At 45.3% G+C, this 13,485-nt stretch carries 11 protein-coding genes; 3 read left to right on the top strand and 8 right to left on the bottom strand.

From position 1 onward, the window contains the following. Positions 1 to 1,003, bottom strand: a 1,003-nt coding sequence (locus DDT91_RS01055) for an HYR domain-containing protein (protein ID WP_187174260.1), incomplete at its 3' end; no start/stop codon positions are given. Positions 1,004 to 1,477: 474 nt separating this feature from the next. Here DDT91_RS01055 and DDT91_RS01050 point away from each other — a divergent pair. From DDT91_RS01050 to DDT91_RS01040, 3 genes are all read left to right on the top strand, one after another. Then, positions 1,478 to 2,071, top strand: coding sequence for a hypothetical protein (locus DDT91_RS01050; RefSeq protein WP_187174259.1), 594 nt, complete (start codon positions 1,478 to 1,480; stop codon positions 2,069 to 2,071). 37 nt (positions 2,072 to 2,108) lie between these two features. Further along, on the top strand, positions 2,109 to 2,498 hold the full coding sequence (locus DDT91_RS01045) for a hypothetical protein (protein ID WP_187174258.1): 390 nt from the start codon (positions 2,109 to 2,111) through the stop codon (positions 2,496 to 2,498). A 176-nt stretch (positions 2,499 to 2,674) separates the two neighbouring features. Further along, a complete protein-coding gene (locus DDT91_RS01040; RefSeq protein WP_187174257.1) occupies positions 2,675 to 4,057 on the top strand; it encodes a glycoside hydrolase family 30 beta sandwich domain-containing protein in 1,383 nt (460 codons plus the stop codon). Positions 4,058 to 4,454: 397 nt separating this feature from the next. Here DDT91_RS01040 and DDT91_RS01035 read toward each other — a convergent pair whose 3' ends face one another. The 7 genes from DDT91_RS01035 to DDT91_RS01005 form a co-directional block, all read right to left on the bottom strand. Then, entirely contained in the window at positions 4,455 to 6,053 is a 1,599-nt protein-coding gene (locus DDT91_RS01035; RefSeq protein WP_187174256.1) for a hypothetical protein, read from the bottom strand. Beyond that, complete coding sequence (locus DDT91_RS01030; RefSeq protein WP_187174255.1) at positions 6,050 to 8,224, bottom strand: hypothetical protein; 2,175 nt, start codon at positions 8,222 to 8,224, stop codon at positions 6,050 to 6,052. The genes DDT91_RS01035 and DDT91_RS01030 overlap by 4 nt, the downstream gene beginning before the upstream one ends. Next, entirely contained in the window at positions 8,221 to 9,381 is a 1,161-nt protein-coding gene (locus DDT91_RS01025; protein WP_187174254.1) for a BatA domain-containing protein, read from the bottom strand. Before DDT91_RS01025 ends, DDT91_RS01030 begins: the two co-directional genes overlap by 4 nt. Further along, positions 9,381 to 10,247 (bottom strand): DUF58 domain-containing protein, encoded by an 867-nt coding sequence (locus tag DDT91_RS01020; RefSeq protein ID WP_187174253.1) that lies wholly within the window; start codon positions 10,245 to 10,247, stop codon positions 9,381 to 9,383. The genes DDT91_RS01025 and DDT91_RS01020 overlap by 1 nt, the downstream gene beginning before the upstream one ends. Beyond that, on the bottom strand, positions 10,237 to 11,229 hold the full coding sequence (locus DDT91_RS01015) for a MoxR family ATPase (protein ID WP_187174252.1): 993 nt from the start codon (positions 11,227 to 11,229) through the stop codon (positions 10,237 to 10,239). Before DDT91_RS01015 ends, DDT91_RS01020 begins: the two co-directional genes overlap by 11 nt. 6 nt (positions 11,230 to 11,235) lie before the next feature. Beyond that, the gene (locus DDT91_RS01010) at positions 11,236 to 11,874 is read right to left on the bottom strand and encodes a DUF4159 domain-containing protein (protein ID WP_187174251.1); all 639 of its coding nucleotides are present in this window, start codon (positions 11,872 to 11,874) and stop codon (positions 11,236 to 11,238) included. A 281-nt stretch (positions 11,875 to 12,155) separates the two neighbouring features. Beyond that, positions 12,156 to 13,472 (bottom strand): TldD/PmbA family protein, encoded by a 1,317-nt coding sequence (locus tag DDT91_RS01005; protein WP_187174250.1) that lies wholly within the window; start codon positions 13,470 to 13,472, stop codon positions 12,156 to 12,158. Positions 13,473 to 13,485: the final 13 nt, after the last annotated feature.

The following is a 13,485-nucleotide window of genomic DNA, read 5'->3' as shown; positions in this document are numbered from 1 at the left end:
GACCTTCGGTATCCAACACAATTACATTGAAAGAGCTCTCAGTTACGTTTCCAGCAGCATCAACTGCTTTGTATTTTATCTGGGTTGATCCAATCGGGAAAAAGTCCCCACTCTCAAAAGATCCCAACAATTCCAGAGAACCTGGATTGGCATCAGTTACTGTAGGTGTGGTCCAAGTTACTATGGCCCCGCATTGTCCGGGGGTATTATTGATCTGAATGTTCTGAGGTACATTAATAACTGGATTGGTATTATCTACAATAACTGTTTTGTAGGTGGATTCAGGTGATAGGGTTTCGGTAACATTATTACTATTTCCAGATTTGGTACCTGCAACAACAAAGTATAACCCGTCAGAAACAAAGTTTCCAGCTGCATTTTTTCCATCCCAATTTCGATTGATAACATTTGCAATTCCTGCATCTACTGGGAATTCTGGAAATTCATAAACAATTGCACCTCCTGTAGAGCCTTGTTTTACCCTGATAATAAATCTCTGAATATTGCCCTGACCTCCAACGGCCCCATTATTAAAAGCAGTAATCGTAGTAACATCCTTTACCCCCACACTGGAAGCTTGATTTGGTGAAAAAGGAGTTGGAGAAGCTGCGCTAATCTCAGCTCTTCCATCCGTAAATACCGTTGTCGCAATCAACCCTGAACTCTGACCTGTTGCGGTGAGCGTAAAGGTCACTCCCAAGTGATTTTCCTTGACCAAAAACTGACTGTTGGTAAAGTTGCCAGATGCATCTGCTATAGCTGTCAAATCATGGGAAAGCAAACAAGTCGCCGGTTTGGGTTCCTCGTCAAAATGAAGGACGATCGTCTCTCCGGGTTGCCATCCCGAACCGGAAATGGTCACATATTCCCCCGGAGCGTAGTCCAACTTATCCGTCGTGACAGTCGCCTGCCCCCAACTCTCCTGACTTATCATCCCTGATAAGCCGATGGTCATGACCAGCATTAAGAGCCTGGTCCAGTTCAGTAAAATTTGCTTTCCCATAGTTGTGTCAAATAATTCGCCTTAAAAACCGAGTGGGAACTGATTTTTACATAAAAAACTCGACATCAGCCCACTAAGTGAATTGACAAATATTGAAAGTAATTTGCATTTTCAAAATACCGACCAACATTTTATTTATATTTTTTTGCATTTCAAATACTTTTTTTCGCTTATAAAATCAATTTCACGCATTTGGTGATTGCTATCTCTTAAAAAATATGACTTTAACGATACGCCGACCTCACTAAACCACCTAAAAAGCCAATCACCCGTTAAAAATTGCATTCTGGAAACTTTTTCAAGTAATTCTCCTGGGCATGGTCGCATTTCCGGGTATTGGGTAAAAAACAATTCAAAAACCCTGATTTCAGGATATCGAAAAAGTTCAGGATGGGGTGATTTCTATTGAAAATTTTTCCCCTATCGCTCCGAAATGCGGACTTTTTGAATTACTTTTCTTTTCATTTGAATCCCATGAAAAAACTTCTTCTCATTTTTCTAATTGGAATTCTGACTTTTCAGACGACATGGTCTCAAAGTCATGAACTAACTATCCAACCCAAATTGGATCAGTATTTTTTGGCTACTCAGACCAAAGACTGGAAGACCGTGTTGGACATGATTAATCCGAAAATCTTCTCTTTGGCGCCACGAGACATGATGGAACAGATGTACAGTCAGATGGAAAATGAGGCTGGAATGCGCTTTGACTTTGAAAACATGAAAGTCTTGGATTTCAAAGAGGGACTTGTGCTTACAGATACGATTTACGTGCCGGTTGATTATTCTATGACCATGGATATCTACCTCAACCCTGATCTTTACTCCACCGAAAAGGAAATTCAACAGCTATATGAGAGTTTTCAGATTACCTACCTTGGACAGGGCATACAATTCATCAAAGAAAATCTGAAATTCAGCTTGGATATCAAAAATACCTTGATTGCATCATCGCCTTTGAACCAGGAATCTTGGACCTTTCTGGAATACAAAGCAAACGATCCTTTGACTTCCTTTCTTTTGCCTACAGAAGTAATTGATCGCCTGCAACGAGGCTGGATAGAATAATTCCCCATCATTCTTCAATCTTTTTAAAAACCTACCCATGAAAACATCACAAATCCTAATCGCCTTGTTCGCGTTTATTTTCATTTCGTTCGCCGCACAGGCCCAAGTAAAAGTGCCGGCTGTCGGAGATCTTTCCGCTCAAGTGCTTAAAATCCTCGACAATACCTCTGGCCTGAATCTCAATGCAGATCAAAGCAACAAGCTAAAAACGGACAACAAAACCTTTGTGGATCAGCTTTTTAAAATTGTAAATGGTTCAGATACCGAAGACACCAAGAAGAAGGGAATTTTAGCCTTGAAAGAAACCCGTTTAAATTTCCTTACCGGCCTTTTAGGACAATCCCTGGCCCAGAAATACCTTGGAAATGTCACGAAAGGAATCGCCCCACTCAAATCAAAATTAGGACTGGCAGCACTTGCTTTCTGATCCCAAATCACAAACTTTGAAGAGGCTGTCACAAAAATCTTGCTATGGTCAGCCTGAGCGGAGTCCAAGGCTAATTTTAGCGATTAGTACTACATTTCGACTTCGAGACGCTCGTCTCTCAGGTGCTCAATGTGAAAACTGGACTAATGAGACAGCCTCTTTTTCTTTGCATTAAAATGAAACTATTACGTCTCCTAATCCTTCCTTTGGTTCTTATTGGCTGTTCCAGAAAAGAACCCCTAGCTGAATTTTGGCTGACCGATCCCAAAGTCGGGATTCTTTTCCAACCTCAATTGGAAGCTTCGGAAAACAATGACTCAGAATTAATCATACAAGTCGATCCGGAAACCACCTACCAAACCATGGATGGGTTTGGGTTTACACTCAGTCAAGGCTCGGCCAAACACCTGTTGGCGATGAGTGACTCGGCGAGAAGTGGCTTGCTTCAAGAACTTTTTGGACAAGGCGAAAAAGATATACGCACCAACTACCTCCGGCTGTCAGTAGCAGCCTCTGACCTTAATGAATTTCCATTTTCTTACAATGACTTAGAAGATTCCCTGGCGACTGATCCCCTGCTCGAAAACTTCAGCCTAAGCTTCGACACACTGGATGTACTTCCCATTTTGAAACAAATCCTAAAGATCAATCCCGATATCAAACTGATGGCCTCCCCTTGGTCCCCGCCCAAGTGGATGAAGGATAATAAAGACACTCGAGGAGGGTCGCTCTTGGAGGAATTTGAGCCGGCTTATGCTTACTATTTGGTCAAATACATCCAGGAAATGGAGAAGTTGGGTTTTCGGATAGATGCGTTGACTATCCAAAATGAACCTTTGCATCCCGGAAACAATCCTTCTTTACTGATGCTTCCTGAGCAACAAGCCCGGTTTATCGGTCAGCACCTTGGGCCAGCATTTCAAGCTGCGGGCATCAAAACCAAAATCCTGATTTACGACCACAATGCCGACCGACCGGATTATCCGATCACGGTGCTGAAGGACTCTCTAGCCAATCCCTTTATCGACGGTTCCGCTTTTCACCTGTATGGAGGACAGATCGAAGCCCTTTCGGAAGTTCATCAGGCTTTTCCGGACAAAAACATCTACTTCACCGAGCAATGGGTGGGCGCTCCGGGAAACTTGGAAGGAGACATTCCTTGGCATGTCAAAAACCTGCTGATCGGCGCTCCCCGCAATTGGGCCAAAACGGTGCTCGAATGGAATCTCAGTTCCAATCCTACCCTCACCCCACACACCGACCGGGGTGGCTGTGACCGATGCCTTGGTGCAGTCACCATCGATGGAGATCAGGTAACCCGCAATCCGGCCTATTATGTGATTGCCCATGCCAGCAAGTTTGTAGATTCAGGTTCTGTGAGAATTGATTCCAATGTGTTTGAAGGACTTTCCAATGTGGCATTTCTTCGTCCTGACGGAAAAAAAGTGTTGATTGCCCTGAATGATTCCCAAAAGCCGATCAGTTTCAAAATCCAGGAAAAAGAAAAAATAATTCATGCCACACTTAATCCAGGAGCAACAGGGACTTGGGTTTGGTAGAGAGGAAATTTGATACTTAGGCTTACTTCGACAAGCTCAATACAAGTCGCTCAGCAAAAGAATTTGAAATCGGATTTGGGCTAAAGCCAAATTCCTATTCATAGGTTAGCATTCCAAACAAGCATTACGAATCGGCCACGAGATTATTGCTCATGAATGAGTACTTACCTTTTTCAGAATCAAAGCCTTGTATTGCCTCCTGCTTCAGCTGGAGGAAGCTGAATGAGCCAGATAATTTTATTGGCTTTAGCCCAAAACAAATTAAACTCCTTTGAGTCCTCACTTTCTCCTCTGAGCCCTCCTTGGTAAAACCTTTTGTGCTCTCAATTTAAACCTTAGTGAACTTTGTGGTCAAAATCCCTTTGTGCTCTCCGTTCAAACTTAGTGCACTTGGCGGCTAAACCTTTGGCTCCAACCACATTCCACCCAAAAACACCAACATCCCAATCAGCCATATCCATGGGGAGATAGGCTTGGTCTGAGATTTATCGCTTGGTTTTAATGTGTTCTTTTCCCCCTGCATCTCGGCTATAATCTGGGAAGAGTGAAGCGCTGGAAATTCATTTCCTTCGTAAATAAAGAGCGAAAATTCATCTCCCGCATCGATCCAACCCTCCTCCGAAGCTTTCCATTTTCCTTCGGTCTGAAACGAATTAATCGGATTTGGTTGAAGCCAAACCGTATCCTCTCCTGCCATCCAAATCTCTGGCAAGCTGTCCTGTTCAAACAACTGAATTTCGCTCTCCAAACCCTGAAGAACCGGAGCTTCAAACCGTTTGGAGCTGGGTTCGTCAGGCTCCATCGCTCCAAATACTTCCCCCCAAATCTCCTCATAGACTTCCTTCTTTCCTTCTATCACCAAGGAATAGCTGGACTCCAGCAAACTGATCCCGATTTGGGCACTTTCAACCCGCTGGATAGCGATTCGCTGATCCAGAATAGTCTCTTGCCCCCGCTTTTCCTTCCATCGGAAAGGCAAGGCTTCCAACCCGTTTTCCAACGCTGTACCGGCTGATTCCAACTCAAATTCCGTCCCAAAAAGCCGGTTGACCTGTTGGGTAAGCGCAATTGGATCGCTGACTTGGATCAACATCAGATTTCCCAGCCCTCCCTTTACCCAATCCTGAACAGCCTTTTGGGAAAGTTGGGCGGGATCGACTATGCGGATCTCTAGTGAGTCATTATTCTCTTGGGTCTGCAAAAAAGTCTCCCGGGAAAGCTGAATCTGCTCCCTGACGTTTTCACCTTTTTCTCTAAGCCAGGTAGCAAGTGTTCGACTTTCCGCACTCGGAAATCCCATTTGTACCTGATATTTCTTAGGAACCGATGGCCCTACAAAAAATCGAAGCGTCCCCAAAGTATCGCTTTCCAAGATTAGTGGAACCTCCGACCTGCCTTGACCTGCGGTTCGGAACTTAAGAACTCCCTGATTCCAACCGGAATTCAAGGTTGCTGAATCGGCTTTTGCAACACCAAGTTTTAAAATTTGGTCCGGTTGGGAAGAGAAAATCGAATAAAAAACCCGCTGACCTTCCCCCTTCCGCACATAGCTTTTCAAGGAAATATCCCGGATCAACCCATTTTCTTTTGGCAAAACCCAGTTTACCTCTCTACCCCGAAGCGGATACAATTCTTCTTTGGAGAATTGCTTTCCCAACAAAATCACCTGATCAGATTGCTGTTCAAAATCAGAAATACCAATTGAATTTTCCAAACCCAAACTGTCCTTCCAAAAGTCAATTTCGGCTTGCTCTATTCCTTCCTCAAAGACCAACCAAGGTTGGGATTCCTCTGGTTTTCTTACTTGTGGCTGAAGGAGTGCCAAACCCAAAAAAGTCCAAAAACCGAGGAATAAGCCTGTTTTGACCCAAAGTCGATCTTTTGAAATTCCTTTTTTTCCATAGAAAAAAACCGAAGCCAATCCGGTCACCAAGACCAAAATCAGAATGGTCCAAAGCATGGGAAGAGAAACGATCGGGGCAAAGCTTAAACTCATGTTTTTTTCTTTAAAAAGGCATCTCTCAATGCCTTGTTGGACAGCTGACTTGAGCCTAAGGACTTGTAATTTTTGGCTAAAGGATAAAGTTTTTCCCGAAGAAGATTTTTTTCTTTTTCATCCAATTTTCCGGCTTCCAATTCCTGCAACCCCAGCAAAACTGACCAATCCTCTATGCCGGAGTTTTGGATTCGAACTGACCACAATTGGCCCAATTGCCTGACTTTTTCCTTTTCAGAAGCAGTCAATTCCTGCTTGAGCAATAGGCCCAACACCTCAGAAGCCAGCGGTTCGATTTGCTCCTCCAGTTCGGCCACTTCCTTTTCCAATCGGGTTCCCAACTGCTCTAATTTTCCGCTCAATCGAATCTCCTCTGACTTGATCGGAGGTGGATCGTAGCCTGTTCGCTTGATGTACACCCGGGATTTTTGCTGCACAGTTTTCAGCAGTTCCAGGGCTTTGTATTGAAAAGGCAGGGATTTTTCTGGTTCAAAAAGCCGCAAATACAACTCCGCCTGCCACATTTGCTCAAGAGCCGACTTCAAGGCACCACGGGTACTTTTCTCAAAATAGGTATTGAGTTCCTCTGAATCGTGTGCATGCATGTAGTCTGCCAGCAAACTTTCGATACCTCCGCCTGTGGTTTGTTCCTCTTCGTGGGAATGACCTTCGTGGCTTTCTTCGGCAACTTTGAAATCCGGATCATGCTCCCCTTCCTGATCGTGCAGGTGCATGTATCCGCTCAACAAATCGCCCTCCTGCCCTTCCATCACTCCTCCACCGGCATCGGATTCAAATTCCTCTCCGAGGTATTGCCCATAGCGCAGGCGTAGCAGTTTTTGGTCGTGTCCGATTTCATTTGAGGTGAAATTGAACTCCTTTTCAGTTTTCTTTTTCCGCTCGGTAATCAACTTTTCGGTATCGATGATGATCTGCCGCTGACTTCGAAAATAATCTGGCAGCACATTAATGGCCATGCCGGCAAAAGCCTCCTCGCTGTCGTCACTTTCATCGAAATACTTGATGAAATAGGTGTCCGAGCGGGAAAAATTCGCTTCGGGTTGCCTGTTGTCTTTTGCAGACCAATAATAGTACAGCTCATCCCCGGGCTTGAAATCCATGCCGGAAAGGTCCAAGGTCAACCCACAGTTTTTCTGCTGAAAAGGCCTGCTTTCTACCGGAATCTGGGTTTCCCGAAACTTCACATTCTCTCCTCTTCCTCTTGCCAAAGTCGCAACGATCACCACCTCCTGAACCGAAAAATCATCCGAAATGTGAGCTTTGAGGGGAATTTTGGGATTGTTTCCGGGGAAAAAGAATTTGTAGGTCTCTTTCTCTTCAGGCTCAATCACTGGACTCAAATCCTCCACCGACTCCAAGGTGTAAAACTCCGACTGAAACACGGATTCATCTTTTAGGAAAGCCTGAATGGAATAAATGCCTGAACCTGTGAGTTGTTCCTGGAGTTGAAATCCGCCTGAATGGGATTGAAATGGAAGCTTTTCTCCCAAGGAATTCACCAGAAAAACCTCCAAATCCTGTCCGTATTGGAAAGTCAAATCCCAGGTCAAACGAGAACCTTTCAGTGCTTTGATATCCAAATTGGTCTCGGTTTTTGCGAGCAAACGGGTGTAGGCGGGAGCTTGAATCTGCACTTGGGCAGATTGGAGTATGGGAAGCTTTGGATTATCCTCGCTCAACAACGATACTTCCTGAGAAGTCTTTATGGCAGGTTCTAAGTTTTGACTTGGATTGGCTAAAAAAGGAGGTAAAAAAGTGAGCAAAACCGCCGCCCCAAAAACAGCCAGAAACGGCAATAATCCCTTTCCAAAAACCGAGATTTTTGGTGGAATCTGGGCTGTAATGCGGGTGATTTGGAGTTGATCGGCAATGTTGAGATCCCTCTTTTCCAGGAGTTCCAAGCTGAATTCCAGATTTCCGGCTTGCTGATGGAGTACCTGAATTGCCTTTTGCTTTTGACTTCGAAATGCCCCAAAAACGTAAGCGATCAGGACAGTTCCTCCTCCGACCACGACACCTTTCCAAACCTGATCCTCCAACCAAAAACCAAGAATCAGTGCCAAACTCACTCCAAGCAAAAGAGCCTTTAACCAAAGATTGGCGGTAAGCTGAAGCTCGATCGAGGCGATATGGGATTGGAGCGTTTTCACAGATTGGCACGGTAGGCGAGAAATCGTTCGGCAGCAAAGAGGATCACCAAAAGAACCAACAGAACTTCATTCAGGTTAGCAGACTTGGTCAATTTGGATGTTGGAATGGCTGAAAACCTCTGCTCCAGTTGGCTTTTGCTGATTTTCAGATCAGGCTTTTCCACTCCTAAATGAGTCAAAATCGGCTTTAAAATCAACTCCGGGAGAAGACCCTTTTCCAAAGTTTCCTCCCAGTTCAGGTTAATCAAGTCACTTAAGGCTACAATTTGACCAGAAGATTTATCTCCTTGATTTTCAGTGATAAAAAGCAATTGATTTTTCTTGAGGTTAGGGCTAAAGATATCAGAAAACAGAAATAGGGATTGAATCGAATCACTTTTGGAAAACTTCAATCCATAGACCTCTTCGATGGCTGCGAGGGCGGATTGGATCGCTTCTTTTTTCTCCTTTTCTAAAGAAAGAAAAGCAACAGGAATCGAACCGGAAATCACCTGAGAAGAGCCATTGGCTTCAGTGGTTTTTACCAAAACTCCCTCGGAATCCAGCTCCAAAAACTCCCCGGATTCCAAGGCAATGGTAGGGCTTTTGACTTTGGCATTATAATTTTCAGCTATCCGAAAAACCGGCTTTTGAGGTAGCCAGTAGATGCTTTCCAGAAAAAAGGCGGCCTGCAATCCCGTGTACAGGTAAATCGAATCTAGGTCAGAATCCAACTCATCCAGGTAGCCCTGCAACTTTTCCGAAGAAAAATCCACCGCCGAAATCTGTTCTTCGATATAGTCCGGAAGGCCGGTCCCAATCCACCGAACTTCATGCCCTTTTTGAGTCGCCTGCTCCAGTTCAAACCGGAACTCCGCCTCCACTTGTTCATCCGGCCAAACCAAATGGACAACCTTGTATTCTCTTCCACTGCCAAACCCCTTCCAAATCAATCCTGTCAGTAAAAAAACAAGCGTGGCCAACAAGAGGATTCGGATCAAAAGCAACAGCCAATTCTCTAGTTTGACCGAACGGCTGGATTGGTATTCTTTGGGTTCCAACCAGGGAAAAGCTGCCCAGGCGATCACTTTGCCCTTTTTTCCATTCCACAAATGGATCAAAACAGGGATCGACAAACCCAACAGTCCCCAAAGCAAAGTCGGTTGAATCCACTCCATCAGGCTAACTTTTTACGGTTCAAAATCTGCCGGATCACCCCAGCCAAAGGTTCTTTCATGGAAACCCGGATCAGTTGCACATTCGGGGCTTGGAAAGTTTGATCCAAGTGATCGAGATAGGATTGAAACCTCTCGCGAAACTGGGTTTGCATGGCCCGCGCATCCTGCACCACTTCCTGTCCGGACTCCAAATCCCGAAAAACAAAATTTCCTTCCAGCTTGAAATCCAACTCCTGTTCACCCAAAATCTGTATGAGCATCAGCTCTTTTCTGGGATGATTGAAAGCCTTGATGAGGTTTTCCCATTCTGATTCTTTTTGCAAAAAATCAGAAACCCAAACGACTAACTCCCTTTCTTTTCCCTGAAGAAATGCATCCGAAATTGGCTGCAATGGCCAAGACCCTGAAGCTTTGGCCTGCTCCAGAAACAATAAAATCCTTTGGAAACTTTTGGGTGTGGGCGCTACTTTTTGCTCGATCTGTCCTTCGGAAAGGGTAAAATAACTCAAGGCATCGCCTTGCAGGAATCCCAAATATGCCAAGGAAGCTATCAGGTTTTTGGCATAATCCAATCTGGATAAACCGTTTTCGACATAATTCATCGAGCCGGAAAGGTCCAGCATAAGACGAATTTGAAGGTTGCTTTCCGTGGTGGATTCCTTGATCATGTACTTGCCGGACCGGGAAAAATACTTCCAGTCGATCCGTTTGAGATCATCCCCGGGCTGATAATGCCGGTATTGCTCAAACTCGCTGCCGACACCCACCCGAATGCCCGAGTGGATCCCCTGCCGCAGCTGCTGACTGATGAGTCGGGCTGCAAGGCGCAGGTCGTTGAGCTTGATGATCTCCAGATTACTTGGCATGAACAGGAACTTGCTCGAGGATCTTTTTGATGATAAAATCGGTATCCAATTGCTCAGCTTCCGCGCGGAAAAGCAGGGAAATTCGATGCCTCAAGACCGGATAGATCAGGTGCTGGATATCCTCTGGAATCACGGAAAAACGGCCTTTGACGATGGCTCGAGCTTTGGCACAAAGAACCAAAGCCTGTCCCGCTCGGGTTCCTGCCCCCCACTCCACGTAGTTTTTCACTTCGGTCACTGAAGTAGTTTCTAATCTCGTCGCCCGGATCAGGCGATTGATATAAGCCAACAAAGATGAATCCAAATGAACCTGTCGGGTGAGTTCCTGGAGCTGCTTGACTTCAGATCCGCTGAGAACTTTTTGGGGATTTGCTTTATAGGTTCCGGTAGTTTTTTGAAGCACTTCCAATTCCTCCTGCTCAGAGGGATAGCCCAACTTGATGTACAAAAGAAATCGGTCCAACTGTGCTTCGGGAAGCGGATAGGTTCCGCTTTGCTCGATGGGGTTTTGCGTAGCGATGATCAAAAAAGGATCAGGAAGCGGGTAGTTTTTTCCGGCATAGGTCACCAGTTTTTCCTGCATGGCTTCCAGCAAAGCTGCCTGAGTTTTGGGAGGCGTTCGGTTGATCTCATCAGCCAAAACCATATTGGCAAAGATCGGCCCTTGGTTAAACTGGAAAAATTTCTTTCCCGTACTGTGATCTTCCTCAAGGATTTCTGTCCCGATGATGTCACCGGGCATCAGGTCAGGTGTAAACTGAATCCGCTTAAAACTCAGCTCCATTACTTCAGAAATGGTTTTGACCATCAGGGTTTTTGCCAAACCAGGTACACCTTCGAGCAAACAATGACCTCCAGCCAAAAGGGTGATGATCACCTCGTCCAGAACTTCCTCCTGTCCGACAATGACCTTGGCGATTTCTTTTTTCAGCTGTGGAATCTTCTCCACGAGCTGTTGGTATTTGATAAGTTCGGTCTCCAAGTTGGTTTAAGTTAATGCGTAGACGACAATATTGACCCCAAATCGGGTATTGTCGATTTTGTTAAAGCGCTTGTTTCTGAAATCGTAATCCCATTCGCAGCCGTAGTCCTTGTTACTGTACAGGACACCGATCCGTCCGTTGATCTGAATGGCCTTCAGGTAATCGTGGACCAGGTCATCCCCCCAACCGTTGAGCTCGAAGGAAGTCGTAGGCGGACCGTCTTCAAACTCAAAGAAACAGCGGTAAAGCCAGTGGTCGTTGGGGATTTTTTGCAAAGCTTCAGGGCCAAAGGTTCGGGCCATTTCTTTTTCAAAGGATTTGGCGAAAAGCCCGTCAATGTCATGATTGCAGTCATCGACAAAAACAAAACCTCCCCGCTCCACATAGTTTTTGAAGATCTGCCGCTCCTGTTGGGTAAACTCCACGAGCTTGTGCCCGCTGAGGTAGCAAAAGGGACTTTTGTAAATCTCTTCACTGCTCAACTCAATCACGCGCTCCTTTTCGTCCACCGGAATCGTCGTGTACTCCACCAGGCTATGCAGGATATTAGACGGCATGCGCTGATCCGTATCCCAATTGCCGGAGGTGTATTTGATTCGGGTGAAGAAGAAGTCTCCAGATGGAAGTTTCCAGTTGGCAGTCACAGTGTTCAGTATACAATGGTCAGTCGCAGATTGCAGTAGTCAGTTTCTAGTGGTCAGTTGGCAGTCACAGTGGTCAGTTTACAGCATTCAGCGTTTAGTCGTAGTATGCAGCTTATAATTATTAATATGTTTTGAAAAGTTTACAGTGATCAGCCGATGTACGCAGTGAATGGAACTTCACTTTTTTGAAATCCACCCTCTTAATACTGTTAACTGATCACTGTTTACTAAACACTGAATACCGATCACTGACCACTACCTACTGATCACTGAAAACTGAATTAAACCGCGTCAGAAAGACTGGTAAACGTAAAGTCCCTGATCTTCATCGGAGGCACCATGTTTCCTCCGGTTCGCTCGGGCTTGCCCATCGCTTCAATGTTGTTGAGCATGATGATAGGGCTTTCGTTGAATCGGAAGTTTTTCACCGGGAATTTGATCTGACCGTTTTCGATATAGAAGGTACCGTCTCGGGTAAGTCCTGTATAAAGCAAGGTCTGGGGATCTACCGCACGGATATACCAGAAACGGGTAACCAAAATACCTCTTTCGGTATTTCTTATCATGTCTGCTAAAGACTGATCACCTCCTGCAAAGATGAATCCCTGAGGTCTTGGCACCACGTTTACCCCTTGCTTCTGTGCCCAATAGCGGGAATAGAACATGTTTTTCACCACGCCATTTTCCACCCAAGTGGTTTTTTCCAAAGGAAAACCTTCTCCTGACCAAGGTGCAGATGGAATATCCGGATGGTTGGGATCTGAGTAAATATTCACTCGCTCGTCAAAAAGCTTTTCGCCCAACTTGGTTCCTCCACCTTTTTTGCTCAGAAAGCTTCGGCCTTCGTCTGCACTTCTCGCATCCATTCCTGAAGCCAAAAGTCTAAGGAGATCATTGGCGGCCATGGGTTCAAGGATCACGGTGTACTTTCCAGGCTCGATGGCTTGGGCATTGACGGAAGCCATTGCCTTTTGCGCAGCGATATTGGTTACTTGACCAGCATTCAGAAGTGATGCATCGTTAAAATCTTTTCCTGCATAGCCCGAACCTGTACCATCTGCTGATCTTACAGTAATGGTGAAGTCCACTGAAGTACTTTGGTTGTATCCAAAAAGCCCTTTATTGTTACCAGTAGCCACAAAACCTGTAAAATCCTCCAAATATCCGGCAGCAGTCAGGTTATTGTCCACGCAAGGCTTAATGCTGTCCAAGGCAACCTGGGCGCGATACTCAGGATTTATGGAATCAGTAGCCTTGGCAAAGGTTTTGGATGCGGCATAATTTTGCGGACCCAACATCGGCATGTATTCCGGATTTTCCGGTGCCAAGGCAGCAATTTCCTCTGCACGTGCAACAGCTCTTTTCAGGGACTCATCGTCCAGTTCGTTAATGCTGGTAGAACCGGATTTTTTTCCATACACCGATGTGATGCTGAGGCTTAGCTCGTTGGTTTCACCACTGGTATTGACCGTGTTTCTGGCATAGCGGATGTTGCCCGTACGCCCACCGCTGATGGTCACCTCGGTTTCATCGGCTTTGGCATAAGACAACACTTTATTTATGATCGCTTTAGCTTGTTCTTGAGTTAGTATAGCCATAGTAATATTCAGG

This window comes from Algoriphagus sp. AK58 (genome assembly GCF_014324365.1).
In the GTDB taxonomy this organism is placed as follows: Bacteria; Bacteroidota; Bacteroidia; order Cytophagales; family Cyclobacteriaceae; genus Algoriphagus.
Note: the sequence above shows the minus strand (reverse complement) of the source record. Positions and strands in the feature narration are given on the sequence as shown.

Coding starts and splice junctions, on each gene's coding strand:
- DDT91_RS01040 (WP_187174257.1), top strand. CDS start 2,675: ATGAAACTATTACGTCTCCTAATCCTTCCTTTGGTTCTTATTGGCTGT.
- DDT91_RS01045 (WP_187174258.1), top strand. CDS start 2,109: ATGAAAACATCACAAATCCTAATCGCCTTGTTCGCGTTTATTTTCATT.
- DDT91_RS01035 (WP_187174256.1), bottom strand. CDS start 6,053: ATGAGTTTAAGCTTTGCCCCGATCGTTTCTCTTCCCATGCTTTGGACC.
- DDT91_RS01025 (WP_187174254.1), bottom strand. CDS start 9,381: ATGGAGTGGATTCAACCGACTTTGCTTTGGGGACTGTTGGGTTTGTCG.
- DDT91_RS01020 (WP_187174253.1), bottom strand. CDS start 10,247: ATGCCAAGTAATCTGGAGATCATCAAGCTCAACGACCTGCGCCTTGCA.
- DDT91_RS01050 (WP_187174259.1), top strand. CDS start 1,478: ATGAAAAAACTTCTTCTCATTTTTCTAATTGGAATTCTGACTTTTCAG.
- DDT91_RS01005 (WP_187174250.1), bottom strand. CDS start 13,472: ATGGCTATACTAACTCAAGAACAAGCTAAAGCGATCATAAATAAAGTG.